This is a genomic window from Phycicoccus sp. Soil803 (genome assembly GCF_001429685.1).
Classification (GTDB): Bacteria; Actinomycetota; Actinomycetes; order Actinomycetales; family Dermatophilaceae; genus Pedococcus.
Genome location: NZ_LMST01000001.1, coordinates 792,340 through 807,054, shown reverse-complemented (window position 1 = coordinate 807,054; position 14,715 = coordinate 792,340). Strand labels below are relative to the sequence as shown.

Here is a 14,715-nt window from a genome sequence, read left to right as displayed (position 1 = left end):
GGCTAACCAACCTGGTCGCCCTCCCGGTCAGGCAACACGGTGTCGGGCAGCACGGGGTCTGGTGTGACCGAGGTGTGCCCCCTGACAGCGTCGGTCGGGGTGCTGCCGTCGACGCGGATCAGCAGGGACGCCAGGGCGACGATCGCGGCGAGGACGGCCGAGCAGGCCCCGAGCACGGAGTAGCCGAGCTGCCCGACGACGACGCCCGCGAGCGCTCCCCCACCGCCCGCCGCGAGGCCCATGACCAGGTCGGCGGCGCCCTGCGCACCGGCCCGCTCGGCCAGCGGCACCGACTTCACCACCAGCGTCGAGCCGCTGACCAGCGTGAACGACCAGCCGAGACCCAGCAGGAAGAGCCCGATCGCGAGCCCGGCCGACCACCCGATCGGCGCTTGGGCGGCGAGCACGCCGGCCACCACGAGGATCATCGCGCCGGCCAGCCCGCACGACCGTCCGCCCCACCGGTCGACCGCGAGGCCGGTGAGCGGGGAGAACGCGAACATCCCCAGCACGTGGATGCTGATGACCAGGCCGATGACCCGCAGGCTCGCGCCACCGTGGTGCATGTGCAGCGGGGTCATCACCATGACGCTGACCATCACCGTGTGACCCAGCGCCATCGTCACGAGGCCGAGGAGCGCACCGGGGTGTGCCAGCAGGGTGCGCCACCCGCGCACGATCGACCCGTGCTGCCGCTCCAGCGGCTCGGTCGCGACGGCGGCGGCGCGCTCCCGCGCGAGCAGGAGGGGGTCCGGCCGCAGCATCAGGAACAGCACGGCCGCCCCGAGGACGAGCCCGAGCAGCGAGAACACATAGGGCCCGGTCAGCGGCGGGATACCCAGCCACTCGGCGATCGGCTCCCCCGGGCCGGCGAGGTTGGGCCCGAAGACCGCGCCGATCGTGGTCGCCCACACCACGGTCGAGAGGTCGCGCCCGCGGTGCGCTTCGTCGGCGAGGTCGGCCGCGGCATACCGGGCCTGGCTGTTGGCGGCGTTGGAGCCGCCGAAGAGGGCAGCCCCGGCGAGGAGCAGCGGGAAGTTGCGGACCGCGCCGGCGACGATCATCGTCACCGCGCCGGTGATGCCGAGCGCGTAGCCCAGGAGCAGCCCCCAGCGACGACCGCGGGCGGCCATCACGTGGGCCATCGGGATCGCGATGAGCGCACCACCCAGCACCTGGAAGGTGCCTCCCAGCCCGGCGAGGTCGGCGGAGCCGCCGACGTCCTCGGCGAGCAGCGCCCCCACCCCGGCACCGGCGGAGACCCCCACACCGACGAGCACCTGGGTGACGATCAGGGTCGACACGGTCTGCCGCTGCACCGTCCGGAAGTAGTGGGGCGCGTGGTCGGCAGGCATCCGGCCAGTATGCCGCGTGGCCCGGACCCCGGAACCGGCCCGGCCCGCAGGATGCGGACCGGGCCGGGGGACCCGCCGGCTGGGACCTGCCAGCCCGCCGGCGGGTGGCTCAGCCGGCCCCGGTGACCGTGATGGAGACGGTCGGGGTGGTCACGAGTTGCCGTTGCCCTGGCCCTGGGTGGCGAGGCCACCGAAGGCGAGCGGGAAGGAGACGTCATTGCAGGCGTCCTGCGACGTCGCCGTGTCGAGCATCATCACCGTCAGCGGGATGGTGATCGAGGAGTTGCGCGGCACGACGTAGGTGACGGCACCGGGCTTGGTCGCCTCGTAGGCGCTGACGACGAGGTTCGTCGAGCCGGCGCACGCGGAGTTCGCGTCCTTGGGCGTCGCGTTGAGCTCGAGGATCCGGTAGGCGACCTGGTCGGGGTTGGTGACCTTGACCGACAGGGTCCTCATCTGACCGGGGCGCAGCTCGTCGACGGCGCCGACGGCAGCGAACGGGGCGTGCCCCGAGGCGTCTGCGGTGGCGGTGCTGCCAGTGCCCTGCACGACCTTGAGCGCGCCGTCCCGCGGGGCGACGGGGTCGTCACGGGTGAGCCACACGCCACACCCGCCCATCAGGGCGAGGACCACGACGACGCCGATCACGACCGCGAGGTTGCGGCGCTGGCGTGGTGTGGTGGCCATGGGGGTCATCTCCCGGTTCGGGAATGCGGTCGAACGTGGCAGGTGGTGCCTGTCGTACGGGTCGTGCCCAGGTTCTCGAGCTGGATGGTGCCTGAATACTTGCCGTTGTCACTGGGGCGCCACATCACCTGTCAAGTCACCCAAGAAGGTCTTTAGTGGGGCAAGAAACCACCCGATTGGTTCTAGATTTGGTCAAGAGCCTGCGGACATCGAGGTGAATGGTGTAGGCGTTCTGTCCAATTTGAGGCAGTACCGGACGATTTGCGGCTGAGGCGTCTCGGCCACCCGGGACGTGCCCCGGATCGGTCCGGACCCGACGAAGCCCGCACGCCGGACTGGCGAACGGGCTTCGGGTGGACCGTCCTGTTGGAAGCGGAACTACCGGATCTCCGGCAGTTCCGCTTCCAACAGAACGAGCAGGGGCGGGTTAGTTGAGGTCCGGCAGGGGCATGTAGGCCGTGTTGATGCAGCCGGCCGGCTTGCCCACCTTGGTCAGGCCGGTGCGGTCGCCGGTGTAGAAGAACTGCGGCGAGGTGGTGCGCAGGCTGGGGTACATCTGCTGGTGGGTGTCGTCCACGTGCTGCAGACCCACGGCGTGGCCGAGCTCGTGGGACAGCAGGTTCTGGCGCCGCAGTCCCGTGCCCGTGCCGCTCTTGAGCTGGCTGAGCATCTGCGGGGTGTCGATGACGACGAACCCACGCTGCGCCGCGACGGTGTAGGTGGTCTTGCCGCTGACCGTGCGCGCGACCCAGCCGTAGTAGAGCCCGCCCTGCCCCAGGGTGGACCCGGAGAGCGGGTAGTCGGTCTTGGTCGGCGACGTGAACGCCACGACCAGCTCGGCGGTCTGCCTGGGCATCGACCCGACCCGCGGGACCTCGGTGGTGCTGCCCTTGTAGACGAACCGGAAGCCGGTGCTGTTCTGCACCTGGACCAGGGCCTTCTGCGTGTCCGCCAGGACAGCCGCTCGCTGGGCGAGCGGCACGGCGCCGACGTTCACCTTGTAGGTGATGCCCAGCTGGCAGCCGTTCCACCGCACGACCTGCTTGGTCCCGTTGGGGAGGCTGGCGTAGCTGAGCTTGTACGTCGCGACGGCGCCGTCGGCGACGAGCGGCGTGGTCGCCATCGGGACCACCGTGAGTGCGAGTGGCACCAGGGTGGCGCCGACGACGGCGAGTGGCTTGGGCATGCGGGTTCCTCTGGCTCGGGGGCGGCCGGGGTTCGAACCTGGAGGGTATGTCGCGTCTGGTCACCTTCGTCACGGGTTTGGTCCGTGACTCGTCCCTTCGGGTGATCCTGGTCTGCCCGGGTGGACGTGGGGCCGTTTGCCTCCAGTTGTGCCTCGTTGACTTCTACCCACTGGACGGCGCGAAACGGGCTCTCCTTACGCAGCAGTCACGCGCCCACGGCATACCCCTGCAGGACGGCGATCGGCTCCCGGTTGCCGTGCGCCCGGGAGCCGATCGGTCGGGGGATGGTTCAGCCGACTGCGGTCACGACGAAGCTGACGTAACGGGCCTCGTTGCCGTCGGCGCTGTGCACGTCGAGCACGACACTGCCGTCACCGGTGAGGGGTCCGCAGAGGTTCTGGTCGATGACCATCTCGCCACCGGGCACGAGCGCCTGCACCATCGGGATCGGGCACCCGTTGCCGACGCCCGCCCCGGCGGGGAAGGTCCCGGCCGGGATGACGATCCGCCACCGGCCCGCACCCGTGTCGGTCACGGTGAAGCTCGCGGTGCCCGACCAGATCGCGAGGGTGTCCCCCCTGAACTCCCCGGCGAAGGTCTTGGGGGCGTCCTGGCCAGCGGGCCCCTGGGGTCCTGTCGGTCCCGCCGGTCCGGTGGCCCCCGTCGGACCGACCGGCCCCTGTGGCCCGACGGGTCCGGTCAGGTTCCAGACCAGGGTCTTCTCGTGGGTGCGGCACTTGGTGCCCTCCGCGACGACGCGGGTGTTGCCGTTCGTCGTGTTGTAACAGGCGTGGATCGTGCCGTCAGCACTCGGGATGAGGCCGGCGGCGTACGCCGTGCCTCCCGACACTCCGAGACCGACGACGGCGGCGACAGCAACGATGGTGGTGCGCTTGGTGATGGGCATGGGTGATCTCTCTCCGTGGCATGACATGAGGAATGGCAGGAGTGAGAAGGGGCCCCGGACAGACACCCCCCGGACTGCGGCCCCGCTCAGAAGGGGATCGGGCTCGGCGCCCCGCCCGATCCGTCGACGAGTCCCCAGCATGATCCGAAGCCTGCGGATGCGTGGGTCATTTGTCGTTTCTTGACGTTCGATGCCGTTCCCGTGGGCGATTGGCGTGGATCATGCCGTTTCCCACCGACGTCGTCGCGGGCGCGGGGGGCCGGAAGGGGCTCAGCTGCCGCGAGGACGAGACGCAAGAGGCAGTGAGCCCTGGGCGGCGCACCGCGCGGCGTCGAGCACCTGGCCGGCACTGCCGAACAGGTCGGCCGCCTCGGCGAACAGGCTCGCGGCGTCGTCGGGCTCGCCGACCGCAATGGCGAGGTGGGCCTTCGCCTCGAGCACGGCCGCCGGCCACGCCGTGCCCTCCCACCTGGCGGCCGACTGCTCGGCGGCTGCGAGGTGGCGCTCAGCCGCGGGGAGGTCGCCGGCATCCGCACAGGCGATGGTGGCGGGGACCTCGAAGGTCACGGCGCAGAACGGGCACCGGTCGGTGTCGCCCAGGCTCGCTTCGGCGCGTTCGACCGCGGCACGGGCTGCGGTGGGGCCCGGGGCGGCGAGCACCAGCGAGCCATGGATCCGCTGGAGCAGGTGCATCCTGATGATGGACCAGCGCGCCAGCGGGAGCGCCTGGTGGAGCAGTCTGCTGGCCTCGTCGCGGTCGCCTTGCGCGAGGCGCACCTCGGCGAGCCGTTGGAGCGCATGGGCCTCCCCCGCCGGGGCATCGGAGTCGCGGTGGAGGTCCACCGCCTCCTGCAGCTCGCGCTCGGCGAGGTCGAGGTCGCCCATCAGCAGCGCCGCCTCCCCGATCAGGGCCGTCGTGAAGGCCACCCCGCGCAGCGCTCCGAACTGCTGGGAGCGCAGGCGCAGGGTCCTGGCCAGCTCGATGACCTCCGGGTAGGGGACGCCCCCGTAGAGGAGGTACTCGGCGACGCACAGGTGGGCGTCGAAGAGGGCGGTGGTGAGTCCTGCGTCGGTGACCGTGCGGCGGAGGTGGGAGCGGAAGCGCTCGAACCACTCCCCCCGCTGGTGGGCGATCATGCCCTGCAGGGCGATCAGGTCGACGTAACGCCACGGGTCCTTGTCGGTCAGGAGCGACTGCCGCGCTCCCACAGCGTGGTCCCACGCTCCGTCGATGTCGCCACTGAAGTAGGCGAGGTTGCCCCGGGCCAGCATGATCGGCCCGTCCGCCTCGTCATCCAGCAGCTCGAGTCCGGCGAGGGCCGAGCGGGCCGTGTCGAGGTCGCTGGCGAAGCAGGCCGCGCGGGCCAGCCGGGCGCGGACGAGCCGGTGCTCCATCCCTGTCGTCAGGGGCACCGCGGCCCGGTAGCTCTCCACCGACGCAGGGTCGCCCAGTGCCGTGAGCAGATCACCGCGGCGGGCCAGGAGGTGGCCGCGCACCTCGCCCGTCGCGAAGTCCAGGACCCCGTCGACCAGGATGAGGGCGTCGCGGTAGGCACCGAGGGCACCAGAGGTCTCCACGGCCGGGAGCACGTAGGGGATGGCCTGGCGCGGCTGGCCTGCGGCGAGGTACTGGTGCGCGATGCGGGCGGGCGGGGCACCGAGCCGCGCCAGCTCCCGAGCCACCTCGACCCGGGCTGCGCTCCGCGCGGTGGGCGGCAGGCTCTCCAACACCGCCTCGCGCACCAAGGCGTGGCGGAACTGGTAGCCGGTCTCGGACCACTCCACCACGAGACAGGCCTGCGCGATCTCGAGGTGCTCGTAGGCCTCTGCCTCACTCACCCCCGCCACCGCGAGGAACTCGTCGGTGGTGAACGACAGCCCGAGCAAGGCGGCGCGCTGCAGGGCCCGCAGGGCGTCGGGTGGGACGTTGGAGATCGTCGCCGGCTCCCGTCCGGTCGCCGCTGCCGCACCGAGCTCGAGGGCAGTGAAGGGGAGCCCGCCGCTGACCGCCCAGATGTGGTGCTGGGTGGGCTCGTCCAGGTCGGGGAAGCGTTCGGCGAGCAGGCGCCGGGTGGCCGACTCGGTGAGCGGGCCGAGGTCGATGCGAGACCCCATGCCGCGTGCGACCAGGCTGGTGTGGACCTCCTCCAGCGCCGGGTTGTGGGTGGGCCGGTGCGCCAGCACCAGCAACACCTGGTCGGTGGCCGCGCAGCGTGCGAGGTAGTGGAGTAGTCGCAGTGATGCCTCGTCGGCCTCGTGCACGTCGTCGACGACCAGCAGCAGGCCGCGGCCGGCGGCCCCGAGCCGCAGCAGCTCGGCGGCAGCGACGAAGAGCCGCTGGTGGGCGCTCTCCCCCGACCAGCTCACTTGGCGCTCGGACAGGGCTCGGTCCAGCTCCTGGCGGTAGCGGTCGTCGAGCCCGTCGAGCAGCGCCGGGTGCCGGCGGCTCAGGTCGCCGAGCGCCTCGAGCACCGGGGCGTAGGGCCACGGCCCTTCGACCGCCGACGCCGTGCCGCGACCGGTGCGCCAGCCGGCCCGCTGGGCCAGCACGTCCGCGAGGTCGAGCACGCTCGACTTGCCGACTCCCGGCGGTCCGGAGATCAGCACGGCCCCGCCGCGCCCTCCTTGCGCCGCGGCGATCCGCTCGCGGAGGGCATCGCCCACTGCCCGGCGCCCGACCAGCCGACGCGGTTCGGTGGCTGCGGTCTCGGTCGGGGCCGATCCGGTGGGGGTGGACTCGGCCCCCATGGCCATCAGCTCGGCGCGCAGCGACTCGGCCTCGACTCCTGGCGCCGTGCCGAGCTCGCGCCGCAGGACCAGCTCGAGCCGCTCGAGCTGACGCAGCGCCGCCCTGACGTCACCGCGATCGGCGTGGGCCCGCGCGAGGGTCAGGTGCGCCTGCTCGTCGGCGGGGTCGGCCGCCACCAGCTCCTCCCAGCGCCCGCTGACCCGCAGGAGCTCGCGGTGGAGCAGGGCCAGCGACTCCCGGTGCTCCTCGGCCCACGGCTCGTAGAGGTCGCCGGGCAGCAGCACCCCGCCGTAGAGCTCGAGGGCAGCGGTCGCCGCGCCCGCCCCACCGTCAGATCCCGCGAGCGCTGCCTCGGCAGCCGCGCGGAAGTCGACGGCGTCGATGGCGACGTCGCTGTCCGGCAGGAGCTCGACGAAGTCGTGGCGCAGCACGACGCCCTGCCCGGCCTCTCCCAACGCCCGTCGCGCGTAGTGGGCAGCCTGGTGGAGTCGTGGCCCGGCCTGCTCCGGCGACAGGTCGGGCCAGAGCAGGTCGATGACCTGCTCCCGGTGCAGCCGGCGACCCGCGGTCAGGGCGAGCACCTTGACCAGCGCGCTGGCATTGCGGCGGCTCCACTGCTGGTCGGTGACCACGGAGCCGCCGACTGATACCGCGAAACCCCCGAGGAGGCTGATGCGCGCATCCATGGCCGGTGCCGATCTGTGCCGTCTGCCGTCTGTGGCGTCTTCCAGAAAGGTCTTCAACGCTAGCGACCGGTGCCGGGCATGTCAGCCGAGACAAGCTCGCCCAAACCGGTGGCAACCGGGCGCGCCAGCCGCGGCGGCAGGGACTGGAGCAGCCCCACCTCGTCACTCATGGCTGAGCTGACCTCGCGCAGCAGCTGCTGGATCTCCGTGGAGTCCCAGCCGTACCCGGCGATCCGGTCGCTCACCTCGAACAGCTGCGCCGACAACTGGTCGCGCTTGGCCTGGTAGCCGGCCAGGGCGATGGCCTCGGGCTGCTCGCCGGCCCACGTCGCCAGCAGGGCGTCGGCGAGCAGCTCGGCGTCGCGCAGCGCGTCGGTCATCCCGTGCGTGGTGATCGGGTCGCGGAAGTAGCCGGCGTCACCCACCAGTGCCCACCCGGCGCCGTGCGACCGGCGGATGTGCCCGCGCTGCCCCGACCAGCCGCGCAGCCGACCCACCCGCGTCGCGGACTCCAACCGATCCCTCAGCAGCGGTGCAGCCCTCCCGAACAGCTCGGGGAACGCAGCGTCAGCGCCGTTGCGCCGGGCCAGCCGGAGCAGCTCGGGGGTGGTGCCGACGAAGACACAGGTCTGCCCGTCGTTGGTCGGGATCAGCCCCGCCGCGGTGGCGGTGCCGTAGGCCCATTCGTACCCCTCGGTCGGGAGACCGTCGAAGTAGCCGTAGAGCACGGCGCCGCCCGCGGCCGAGGCCCGCTCGACCGGCGCCCCCACCGCGGCGGCGACGGTGGACCTGATCCCGTCCGCACCGATCGTGGTCTTCGCGTATGCCGTGAACCTGCCGGTGGCCGCGTCGACCCCGCGCACGCCCGTGACCCTCCCACCGGGGTCGGTGAGCAGGTCGGTCACGGAGACGCCGTGCCGCACCTCGACCCCGGCTGCCGCGGCAGCGTCGACGAGGATCCGGTCGAGGACGTGCCGGCGCGGTGCATACAGCGCCGGCACGCCCTGGCTCGCCCGGATGGAGATGCGAACCGGCCTGGAGCCCGGGTAGTGGAACAGGGTCCGCGTCACCGGCGGCGTGCCAGCCGCGGCGACCTGGTCGAGCAGACCCCAGCGCGACAGCTGCAGCACCCCGGCCCGCATGAGGCCATGCGTCGACAGGGTGTCGGAGCCGTAGGGGGTGCGCTCGAGGAGCAGCACCCTGGCCCCGGCCCTGGCCAGCAGCATCGCGGTGGACGCGCCGGCCACCCGGGCGCCGACGACGACTGCGTCGTAGGTGGTCATGACGTCTTCCCTTCACAACGCTCGTCCGATGCGGCGACGACCGCTCGGTCCGCGCCCACGAGGTCGGCCACGACCATCGCGGCGTCGTGCCGCGCGCCGTCGACCATCCCCGAGTTGCGGCGGTGCTGGAACCGCTGGCCGACGACGTAGACCCCCGGGGCCTCGGTCCGGCCGCGCTGCTGCCGGATCGACCCGTCGGCTGCGGTGATCGGCAGCTGCAGCCACGGGTGGCCCTGCTGGTAGCCGGTCGCGAGCAGGACCGTCCGGATCCCCGCAGCCGCGAGGTCCAAGGTCGACGGCGCGCCATGCACCGCAACGGTTTTCGGCCGCTCGGCCGCCCAGACCTCACGCGTCAGCCCGCTCTGGTCGATGTGCCGGTCGACGGTGTCGAGGAACCGGTGCATCCGGTTGTCGGCGCTGCTGACCGAGTCGACCAGGTCGTCGGCGAAGCTCACCCGTTGGCCTTCAGCTCCCACCAGGTGACCGGCCAGCCGGACTCCCCTGGCCTGCAACGTGCGCAGGTCGAGGTTTCGGGACTGGGTGTGGTGGCTGCGTCGGCCGATCAGCTGCAGCGACGGCTCGCGTCGGGCCGCGTCGGCGTCGCGCACCTCGTCGATGGTGCGGGCCGTGCGACCGGTGCGCTCGAGCCACCAGTAGATGTCCATGCCGCGGTACTCGCGGGGCATGCGGTTGTGCCGACCCACGGCCACCACGACCTCGCGGCCGGCCGCAGCCAGCTCGTCGGCGATCTGCACGCCGGAGGCCGAGGCCCCCACGACCAGCACTCCGCCCTCGGCGACCTGTCGGGGGTTGCGGTAGTCGGCCGAGGTGGTCAGGTGGACGTCAGCGCCGAGCCCCTCCAAGGCCGCCGGGATCCGCGGTTGGCCGCCGGGTCCGGTCGCGATGACGACGTGGCGAGCGAGCCAGGTCGCACAGTCGGTGACGACGCGGTAGCGGTCACCCACTGCACTCACCTCCTCCACGCGCACACCGGACAGGACCGGGGCACTGAAGCTCGCGGCATACCTCTCGAGGTAGCGGACGAACTGGGAGGCGCTCATGAAGCCGTCGGCGTCGGGGCCGATGTGGGACCACTCGGGCAGGCGGGCCATCCAGTTGGGGGTGAGCAGGTGCAGGGAGTCCCAACGGGCGGTGCGCCAGCTCTCGGCGACGCGACCGCGGTCGAGGACCACGTGGTCGCGGCCTTCGAGGGTCAGCAGTCGGCTGACGGCGAGGCCTGCGTGGCCGGCACCGATGACGACGGTGTCGATGGCGGGCATGGTGTTGCTCCTTCTGGTGCGCCCCGTCCGGGATCGCCGGACGGGGACGCGCCCGGTTTCGCTCAGCCGGTCACGACGGAGACGGAGACGGGTGTGGGGTTGGTGAGCACGTCGTAGACGGCGGAGCGGCGGCGCGACTGCTCGACGATGCCGCGCAGGGTCTCGTCGTCGGCGTCGCCCTCGATGTCGAACTCGACGCGGATGCCCTGGTAGCCGTTGCGGACCGAGCCGTCGGACAGGCCGAGGATGCCGAGCAGGTCGATGTCGCCCTCCACGGTCGAGGTGACCTTGGTGAGCTTCACCCCCCTGGCCGAGGCGATGTTGGCGATGCCGGCGGTGAGGCAGGCGGCGAGGGCGTGCAGCAGGTACTCGACCGGCGTCGGCGCGTGGTCGGCGCCGGTGAGGACGACCGGGTGGTCGGCGTCGAGCACCGTCTCGTGGGTGTGCGTCAGCTCCTGGCCGGCGCCGTAGAAGCCGTGGATGCGCGACCGGCTGTGGGTGCCGGTCTGCCAGGTGTTCTCGGCGCGGAACTGGAACTTGGCGATCTCGTTCTGTCCCTTGACGGCGTCGAGGGTGGCGAAAAGGGTTGCCACGTCCACACCGTTGATGGATGCGGGGGTTGCGTATGCCGTGTTGCTCATGGTGGAGCTCTCCTTCGGAAGTGCCGGTGGTCCCGGCGGATGTGGTTGATGGAGAGGACCGTAGGAACGGCACCTTTCGCCGACCTTTCGCCTGCTGGCCGGCCGCTGGGGCGGCGCGAAAGGTGTGCGGCGGCGACGCGGAAGGTCTGCGGAAGGTCGCTTGGTCAACCTGCTCGGCAGGCACCAAGGAGATCGGCTCCTTGGCCCTGACCAAGGAGATCGACATGAGTGAGTTGACGACGATGACGATGGCCGTGCACAAGGTGGCGACGCTGGAGTCCCAGCACCCAGTCCACGCAATGGCGTACGACCTCGCACTCGAGAAGCGGCAGGCACGCCGTGCCCGCTGGTCGCAGTTCCGATCGCGGCTGACCGTGTCAGCCAGGCGTGAAGCCGCCCTCAGCTCTGGATGCTGAGATGCGCCGCACGGGGCGGGCGCGTCACGGGAGACACCCCGGCGACGCGCCCGCCTTTGCCATGCCGTGCCCCTCCCTGAGGGGCACACTCTGTTGGTCAGCAGCCCGGGTCGGGCAGGTCCTCACGCAGGACGGTCGTGCCCGCAGGGAACAGCTGCGTGATGCGCAGGACGGCGTCGGTGGCGCCGGGGTTGGTTACGAGGTGTCCGGGGACCTCGGTGAACGCCTGGCCCGCGGTGAAGGTCTGCGGCGCCGAGCAGTCCGCGAACTGCCGGGTGACCGAGCCCGACTCGACGACGGCCAACACGATGCCCGGGTGGGCGTGCCAGCCCGAGGACGAGCCCGGCGGGTAGGTCAGCGTGAACGTCCGCACCGTCGTGTCAGAGCCCACCTTGAGCTCGATGTGGTCCTTCTTCGCCTTCGACGGCCCGTCCAGGGTGCCCAGGACGAGCTGGGATGCCGCGGGTCCGGGAACGCTCGGAGGGGTGGCTTGGGCGCCCGTCGACACCGAGAGCGCTGCGGCTCCCAGCAGGACGACGGAGGCGACAACGGTCATGACTGTGGTCTTTGGCTTCATCAGAGGTCCCTTCACTGGTGGAGACAGACGCCGCCGGGTCTGGCCGCCTCCAGCGCGGAATCTCCTCCCTTCCCCCACCACGCGTGACGACTCACGGTCAACGGCGCTGATCGCAAGCATGCCGAGGCAAGGTGGCGCCAACACCCCCTCTTCGTCCTACGCCAAACGTGGACTCGGGTCCTACGCCAAACGTGGAGGGCTCGGCCTCGGCGTCGAGCCGCACGGGACAGAGACCTGGCGCTACCCGGCTGCGAGGGCGGCGGCCTGCTGGTTGATCCAGTCGCTGGTGGAGCGCGGCGTGATGCCGCGCTCGCGCAACGGTGCGTCGTCCCAGGTGATCTCGAACTCGTCCATCATGACTCCGAGTCCGATGATGCTCGCCATCGCGTCGCCACGGCCGGTCAGCTGCAGGACCTTGGTCAGGAGCCGCGCCACCGGGAGTGGGGCGCGCATGACCTTGATCGACCTGCCGGTGGCGTGCTCGGCGACAGCCACACACTCGTTGCGGCTGAGGGCTTCCGGGCCTCCGAACTCGATCAGCTCGGGTGGGTTCCGCTCGGTGGCGACCGCTGCCACCAGGGCCGCGACGTCCTCGGTGGCGACCCACCGGTGCCTGGTGTTCCCCCGGCCGAAGGTGGCGACGCGGCCGGCTTTGAGGTCGAAGCGCCCCACGGCTGCGACATGCACCTCCTGGAATGCGTCGGGCCGCACGATCACTCGTCGCATCGGTGACCTCGCGAGCCGGCGCTCGGTGGCGGCCTTGGCCCGCGACATCGGCGTGGCCGGCCCCTCCCCAACGCCTGCGTAGGAGAGGTAGACGAACCGCTGGACCTTGTTGGCTTCGGCGGCGTCGATGAGCGCCGCCATCCCCTGCTCCTCGACCGCGCGGATGGTGGGCCCCTTGACCCCGGCCAACCGTCGACCGATGGTCGTTGCGCTGGCGACGACGATGTCGACTTCATGGCACGCCGCGCGGAGGGAGGCCGGATCGGTCAGGTCGCCCTGGACGAGCTCTGCCCCAGCGGCGCGAAGGGCAGACCCGTCCGAGCCAGCCCGCACCAGACAGCGGACCCGATGTCCGGCGTCGAGGAGGCGTCGCACGACGCGGCCGCCAAGGTCACCGGTCCCACCCACCACGAGGATCATCGCGGCCTCCCAGGATCGCGGGCGAGGTCACCCGGTCCTGCTCAGGATCGTCCTGTGCGGCGATCGAGGTCAATGGCGCGGACGGTCCGGGGTTCGTGACCGGCAGACGAGCAAGGGCGGGCTTGGGCTACCCTTCCTGTCGCAGGGCTTCCAGTGCTCTCGGTCGCGGCGACCGTGACAGTGAGGGTCCAAGCCTTGCCCCGCCCTCGTAGCTCAGGGGATAGAGCACCGCTCTCCTAAAGCGGGTGTCGGCAGTTCGAATCTGCCCGAGGGCACCACCACGTTTTCGCAGGTCAGAGGCCATTTTCAGGCCTCGCCCTCGCTCTCCGACTCTGACGATTTCGGCCGCTGGGTGCCCGCTGGGTTCCCAAGAGCCTTGTTGACCCGGTCCAGGGCAGCCCGGTCCGCGTCCGTCCCCATCAGGTGCCCATAGGTATCCAGCGTCAGCTTCGCCGTCGAGTGACCGAGCCAGGACGACACCGTCTTGATGTCCACCCCGGCCGCGATCCACAGGGATGCGGCCGTGTGGCGCAGGTCGTGCGGACGCCTCCCAAGCCCCGTCGTGTTCCAGTGAATCTGCCGCCGCCAGTTCTGAGCGTGGAGGTACCCGCCTTCTGGCGCGGGAAAGAGCAAGTCGTTCGGCTCCTTTCCCTCCGCCGCCTTCATCACCACTGGTAAGACCAGCTCCGAGAGTGGCACCATCCGGGATCGGCCGCTCTTCGTCGTGGCCCTCTCGATGACCGCACCGGTCAGCCCGGACTGCGGAATGGACCGCTTGACCACGATCCCGGGATAGGGAACCGACACCACGTCTCGGACCCGCAACCCCCGCAGCTCACCGAACCGCAGGCCGGTCAGAGCCAGGACCAACGTGATGTCGGCACCTCCGGGCGACAGCTTGGCCTGACTGTCGACCACATCAAGTAGTGCAGCGACCGTGAACGGGTCGACCTCGACGACCTTCCCCGTCCTCGAGTCGGGGTGCGGGAGTGGGACGAGTTCCGCGGGCGACACCTGTAGCCGACGCGTCTTGACGGCGTACCTGAACAGCCCGCGCAGAGTCGTCCGAACCCGAGCTGCCGTCCGCACCGAGCGCGAGACCGCCAGGTCGACGAGGAAGCGCTCGACCAAAGGAGGCGTGACCGAGGAGATCGGGAACTTCCCGAAGGCCGGCACGATATGGACGCGGAGAGCGCTCTCGTCCGACTCCCACGCCCGCACCGACACCTGCCCCTTTCGCGACTCCCGAAACTCGTCGGCCAGCTCGCGAACGGTGATCCGACCGGCGGCGGGAGCGACGAACTCGCCAGAGTGCAGCAGCCGCTTCTGTTCGACTTCCCAACGGACCGCATCGCCGCGACGATCAAAGGTCCGGTCAGCCACGACGCGGCTTCGGTACTTCACCTGCACGCGCCACTTTCCGTTGGGGCGCTTGATGATCACGCTGGTTCCTTCTGGGACTCCAACCACGCTAGGAGGTCCTTCGGTGTCCAGAAGCAGCGCTTGCCGATCCTGATCGCCGGGGCAAACCGCCCGTGGTACCGCAGGTGGTTGAGCGTTCCCACGCTGATGTGGCACCACGACGCCGCCTCATCCGGAGACAGCAGGATCGGAGCGCGGACGTCGTCCTCTTCGTTCATGGTGTTCCTCCCTTCATACCCTTGGGCTACAACCTCATTTGATCCCGGTGGTTTCTGCATGGCCATCCTTCGTTGCTGTTGTGTGGACAACGGCGCTGCGGGGGCACCATGAGCGCGAGGCCATCGGCGGAGGGTTGTCAGACCCCGCCGCCCGGCTTAAG

General features: G+C 71.0%; 13 protein-coding genes and 1 tRNA gene. 2 read left to right on the top strand and 12 right to left on the bottom strand.

Features of this window, described 5'->3' with window-relative positions; translation table 11 throughout:
- Nucleotides 1-2 precede the first annotated feature (2 nt).
- From ASG95_RS03810 to ASG95_RS03775, 8 genes are all read right to left on the bottom strand, one after another.
- Nucleotides 3-1,355, bottom strand: a complete 1,353-nt coding sequence (locus ASG95_RS03810) for an MFS transporter (RefSeq protein WP_082592311.1) — start codon at nucleotides 1,353-1,355, stop codon at nucleotides 3-5.
- A 150-nt stretch (nucleotides 1,356-1,505) separates the two neighbouring features.
- Nucleotides 1,506-2,042: a hypothetical protein gene (locus ASG95_RS03805; RefSeq protein ID WP_057376623.1), complete on the bottom strand. Its 537-nt coding sequence runs from the start codon at nucleotides 2,040-2,042 to the stop codon at nucleotides 1,506-1,508.
- A gap of 427 nt (nucleotides 2,043-2,469) precedes the next feature.
- The gene (locus tag ASG95_RS03800) at nucleotides 2,470-3,228 is read right to left on the bottom strand and encodes a matrixin family metalloprotease (RefSeq protein ID WP_057376622.1); all 759 of its coding nucleotides are present in this window, start codon (nucleotides 3,226-3,228) and stop codon (nucleotides 2,470-2,472) included.
- Between the two features lie 290 nt (nucleotides 3,229-3,518).
- Nucleotides 3,519-4,136: a collagen-like protein gene (locus ASG95_RS21710; RefSeq protein WP_057376621.1), complete on the bottom strand. Its 618-nt coding sequence runs from the start codon at nucleotides 4,134-4,136 to the stop codon at nucleotides 3,519-3,521.
- Nucleotides 4,137-4,406: 270 nt separating this feature from the next.
- Nucleotides 4,407-7,571 (bottom strand): AAA family ATPase, encoded by a 3,165-nt coding sequence (locus ASG95_RS03790; RefSeq protein ID WP_057376620.1) that lies wholly within the window; start codon nucleotides 7,569-7,571, stop codon nucleotides 4,407-4,409.
- Nucleotides 7,572-7,630: 59 nt separating this feature from the next.
- A complete protein-coding gene (locus tag ASG95_RS03785; RefSeq protein ID WP_057376619.1) occupies nucleotides 7,631-8,854 on the bottom strand; it encodes an NAD(P)/FAD-dependent oxidoreductase in 1,224 nt (407 codons plus the stop codon).
- On the bottom strand, nucleotides 8,851-10,134 hold the full coding sequence (locus ASG95_RS03780; protein WP_082592310.1) for an NAD(P)-binding domain-containing protein: 1,284 nt from the start codon (nucleotides 10,132-10,134) through the stop codon (nucleotides 8,851-8,853). The genes ASG95_RS03785 and ASG95_RS03780 overlap by 4 nt, the downstream gene beginning before the upstream one ends.
- 62 nt (nucleotides 10,135-10,196) lie before the next feature.
- The gene (locus ASG95_RS03775) at nucleotides 10,197-10,775 is read right to left on the bottom strand and encodes an OsmC family protein (protein WP_057376618.1); all 579 of its coding nucleotides are present in this window, start codon (nucleotides 10,773-10,775) and stop codon (nucleotides 10,197-10,199) included.
- Nucleotides 10,776-10,999: 224 nt separating this feature from the next.
- On the opposite strand from ASG95_RS03775, the gene ASG95_RS03770 reads away from it, so the two are divergent.
- Nucleotides 11,000-11,191: a hypothetical protein gene (locus ASG95_RS03770; protein WP_157581718.1), complete on the top strand. Its 192-nt coding sequence runs from the start codon at nucleotides 11,000-11,002 to the stop codon at nucleotides 11,189-11,191.
- Between the two features lie 97 nt (nucleotides 11,192-11,288).
- Here the strand turns inward: ASG95_RS03770 and ASG95_RS03765 are convergent, their stop codons facing one another.
- Nucleotides 11,289-11,747 carry a cupin domain-containing protein gene (locus ASG95_RS03765; RefSeq protein ID WP_057376616.1) on the bottom strand — a complete coding sequence of 153 codons (459 nt, stop codon included), beginning with the start codon at nucleotides 11,745-11,747 and terminating at the stop codon, nucleotides 11,289-11,291.
- A gap of 261 nt (nucleotides 11,748-12,008) precedes the next feature.
- Entirely contained in the window at nucleotides 12,009-12,914 is a 906-nt protein-coding gene (locus tag ASG95_RS03760; protein WP_057376615.1) for an SDR family oxidoreductase, read from the bottom strand.
- A 202-nt stretch (nucleotides 12,915-13,116) separates the two neighbouring features.
- Between ASG95_RS03760 and ASG95_RS03755 the strand changes: the two genes are divergently transcribed.
- Nucleotides 13,117-13,192, top strand: a tRNA-Arg gene (locus tag ASG95_RS03755).
- A gap of 28 nt (nucleotides 13,193-13,220) precedes the next feature.
- On the opposite strand, the gene ASG95_RS03750 is transcribed toward ASG95_RS03755, so the two are convergent.
- Complete coding sequence (locus ASG95_RS03750; RefSeq protein ID WP_162259359.1) at nucleotides 13,221-14,297, bottom strand: site-specific integrase; 1,077 nt, start codon at nucleotides 14,295-14,297, stop codon at nucleotides 13,221-13,223.
- Nucleotides 14,298-14,353: 56 nt separating this feature from the next.
- On the bottom strand, nucleotides 14,354-14,554 hold the full coding sequence (locus ASG95_RS03745) for an AlpA family transcriptional regulator (protein WP_057376613.1): 201 nt from the start codon (nucleotides 14,552-14,554) through the stop codon (nucleotides 14,354-14,356).
- Nucleotides 14,555-14,715 lie beyond the last annotated feature (161 nt).

Excerpts from the sequence above, each read along its gene's own strand:
- ASG95_RS03810 (WP_082592311.1), bottom strand. The coding sequence starts at position 1,355 with ATGCCTGCCGACCACGCGCCCCACTACTTCCGGACGGTGCAGCGGCAG.
- ASG95_RS03805 (WP_057376623.1), bottom strand. The coding sequence starts at position 2,042 with ATGGCCACCACACCACGCCAGCGCCGCAACCTCGCGGTCGTGATCGGC.
- ASG95_RS03800 (WP_057376622.1), bottom strand. The coding sequence starts at position 3,228 with ATGCCCAAGCCACTCGCCGTCGTCGGCGCCACCCTGGTGCCACTCGCA.
- ASG95_RS21710 (WP_057376621.1), bottom strand. The coding sequence starts at position 4,136 with ATGCCCATCACCAAGCGCACCACCATCGTTGCTGTCGCCGCCGTCGTC.
- ASG95_RS03790 (WP_057376620.1), bottom strand. The coding sequence starts at position 7,571 with ATGGATGCGCGCATCAGCCTCCTCGGGGGTTTCGCGGTATCAGTCGGC.
- ASG95_RS03785 (WP_057376619.1), bottom strand. The coding sequence starts at position 8,854 with ATGACCACCTACGACGCAGTCGTCGTCGGCGCCCGGGTGGCCGGCGCG.
- ASG95_RS03780 (WP_082592310.1), bottom strand. The coding sequence starts at position 10,134 with ATGCCCGCCATCGACACCGTCGTCATCGGTGCCGGCCACGCAGGCCTC.
- ASG95_RS03775 (WP_057376618.1), bottom strand. The coding sequence starts at position 10,775 with ATGAGCAACACGGCATACGCAACCCCCGCATCCATCAACGGTGTGGAC.
- ASG95_RS03770 (WP_157581718.1), top strand. The coding sequence starts at position 11,000 with ATGAGTGAGTTGACGACGATGACGATGGCCGTGCACAAGGTGGCGACG.
- ASG95_RS03765 (WP_057376616.1), bottom strand. The coding sequence starts at position 11,747 with ATGACCGTTGTCGCCTCCGTCGTCCTGCTGGGAGCCGCAGCGCTCTCG.
- ASG95_RS03760 (WP_057376615.1), bottom strand. The coding sequence starts at position 12,914 with ATGATCCTCGTGGTGGGTGGGACCGGTGACCTTGGCGGCCGCGTCGTG.
- ASG95_RS03745 (WP_057376613.1), bottom strand. The coding sequence starts at position 14,554 with ATGAACGAAGAGGACGACGTCCGCGCTCCGATCCTGCTGTCTCCGGAT.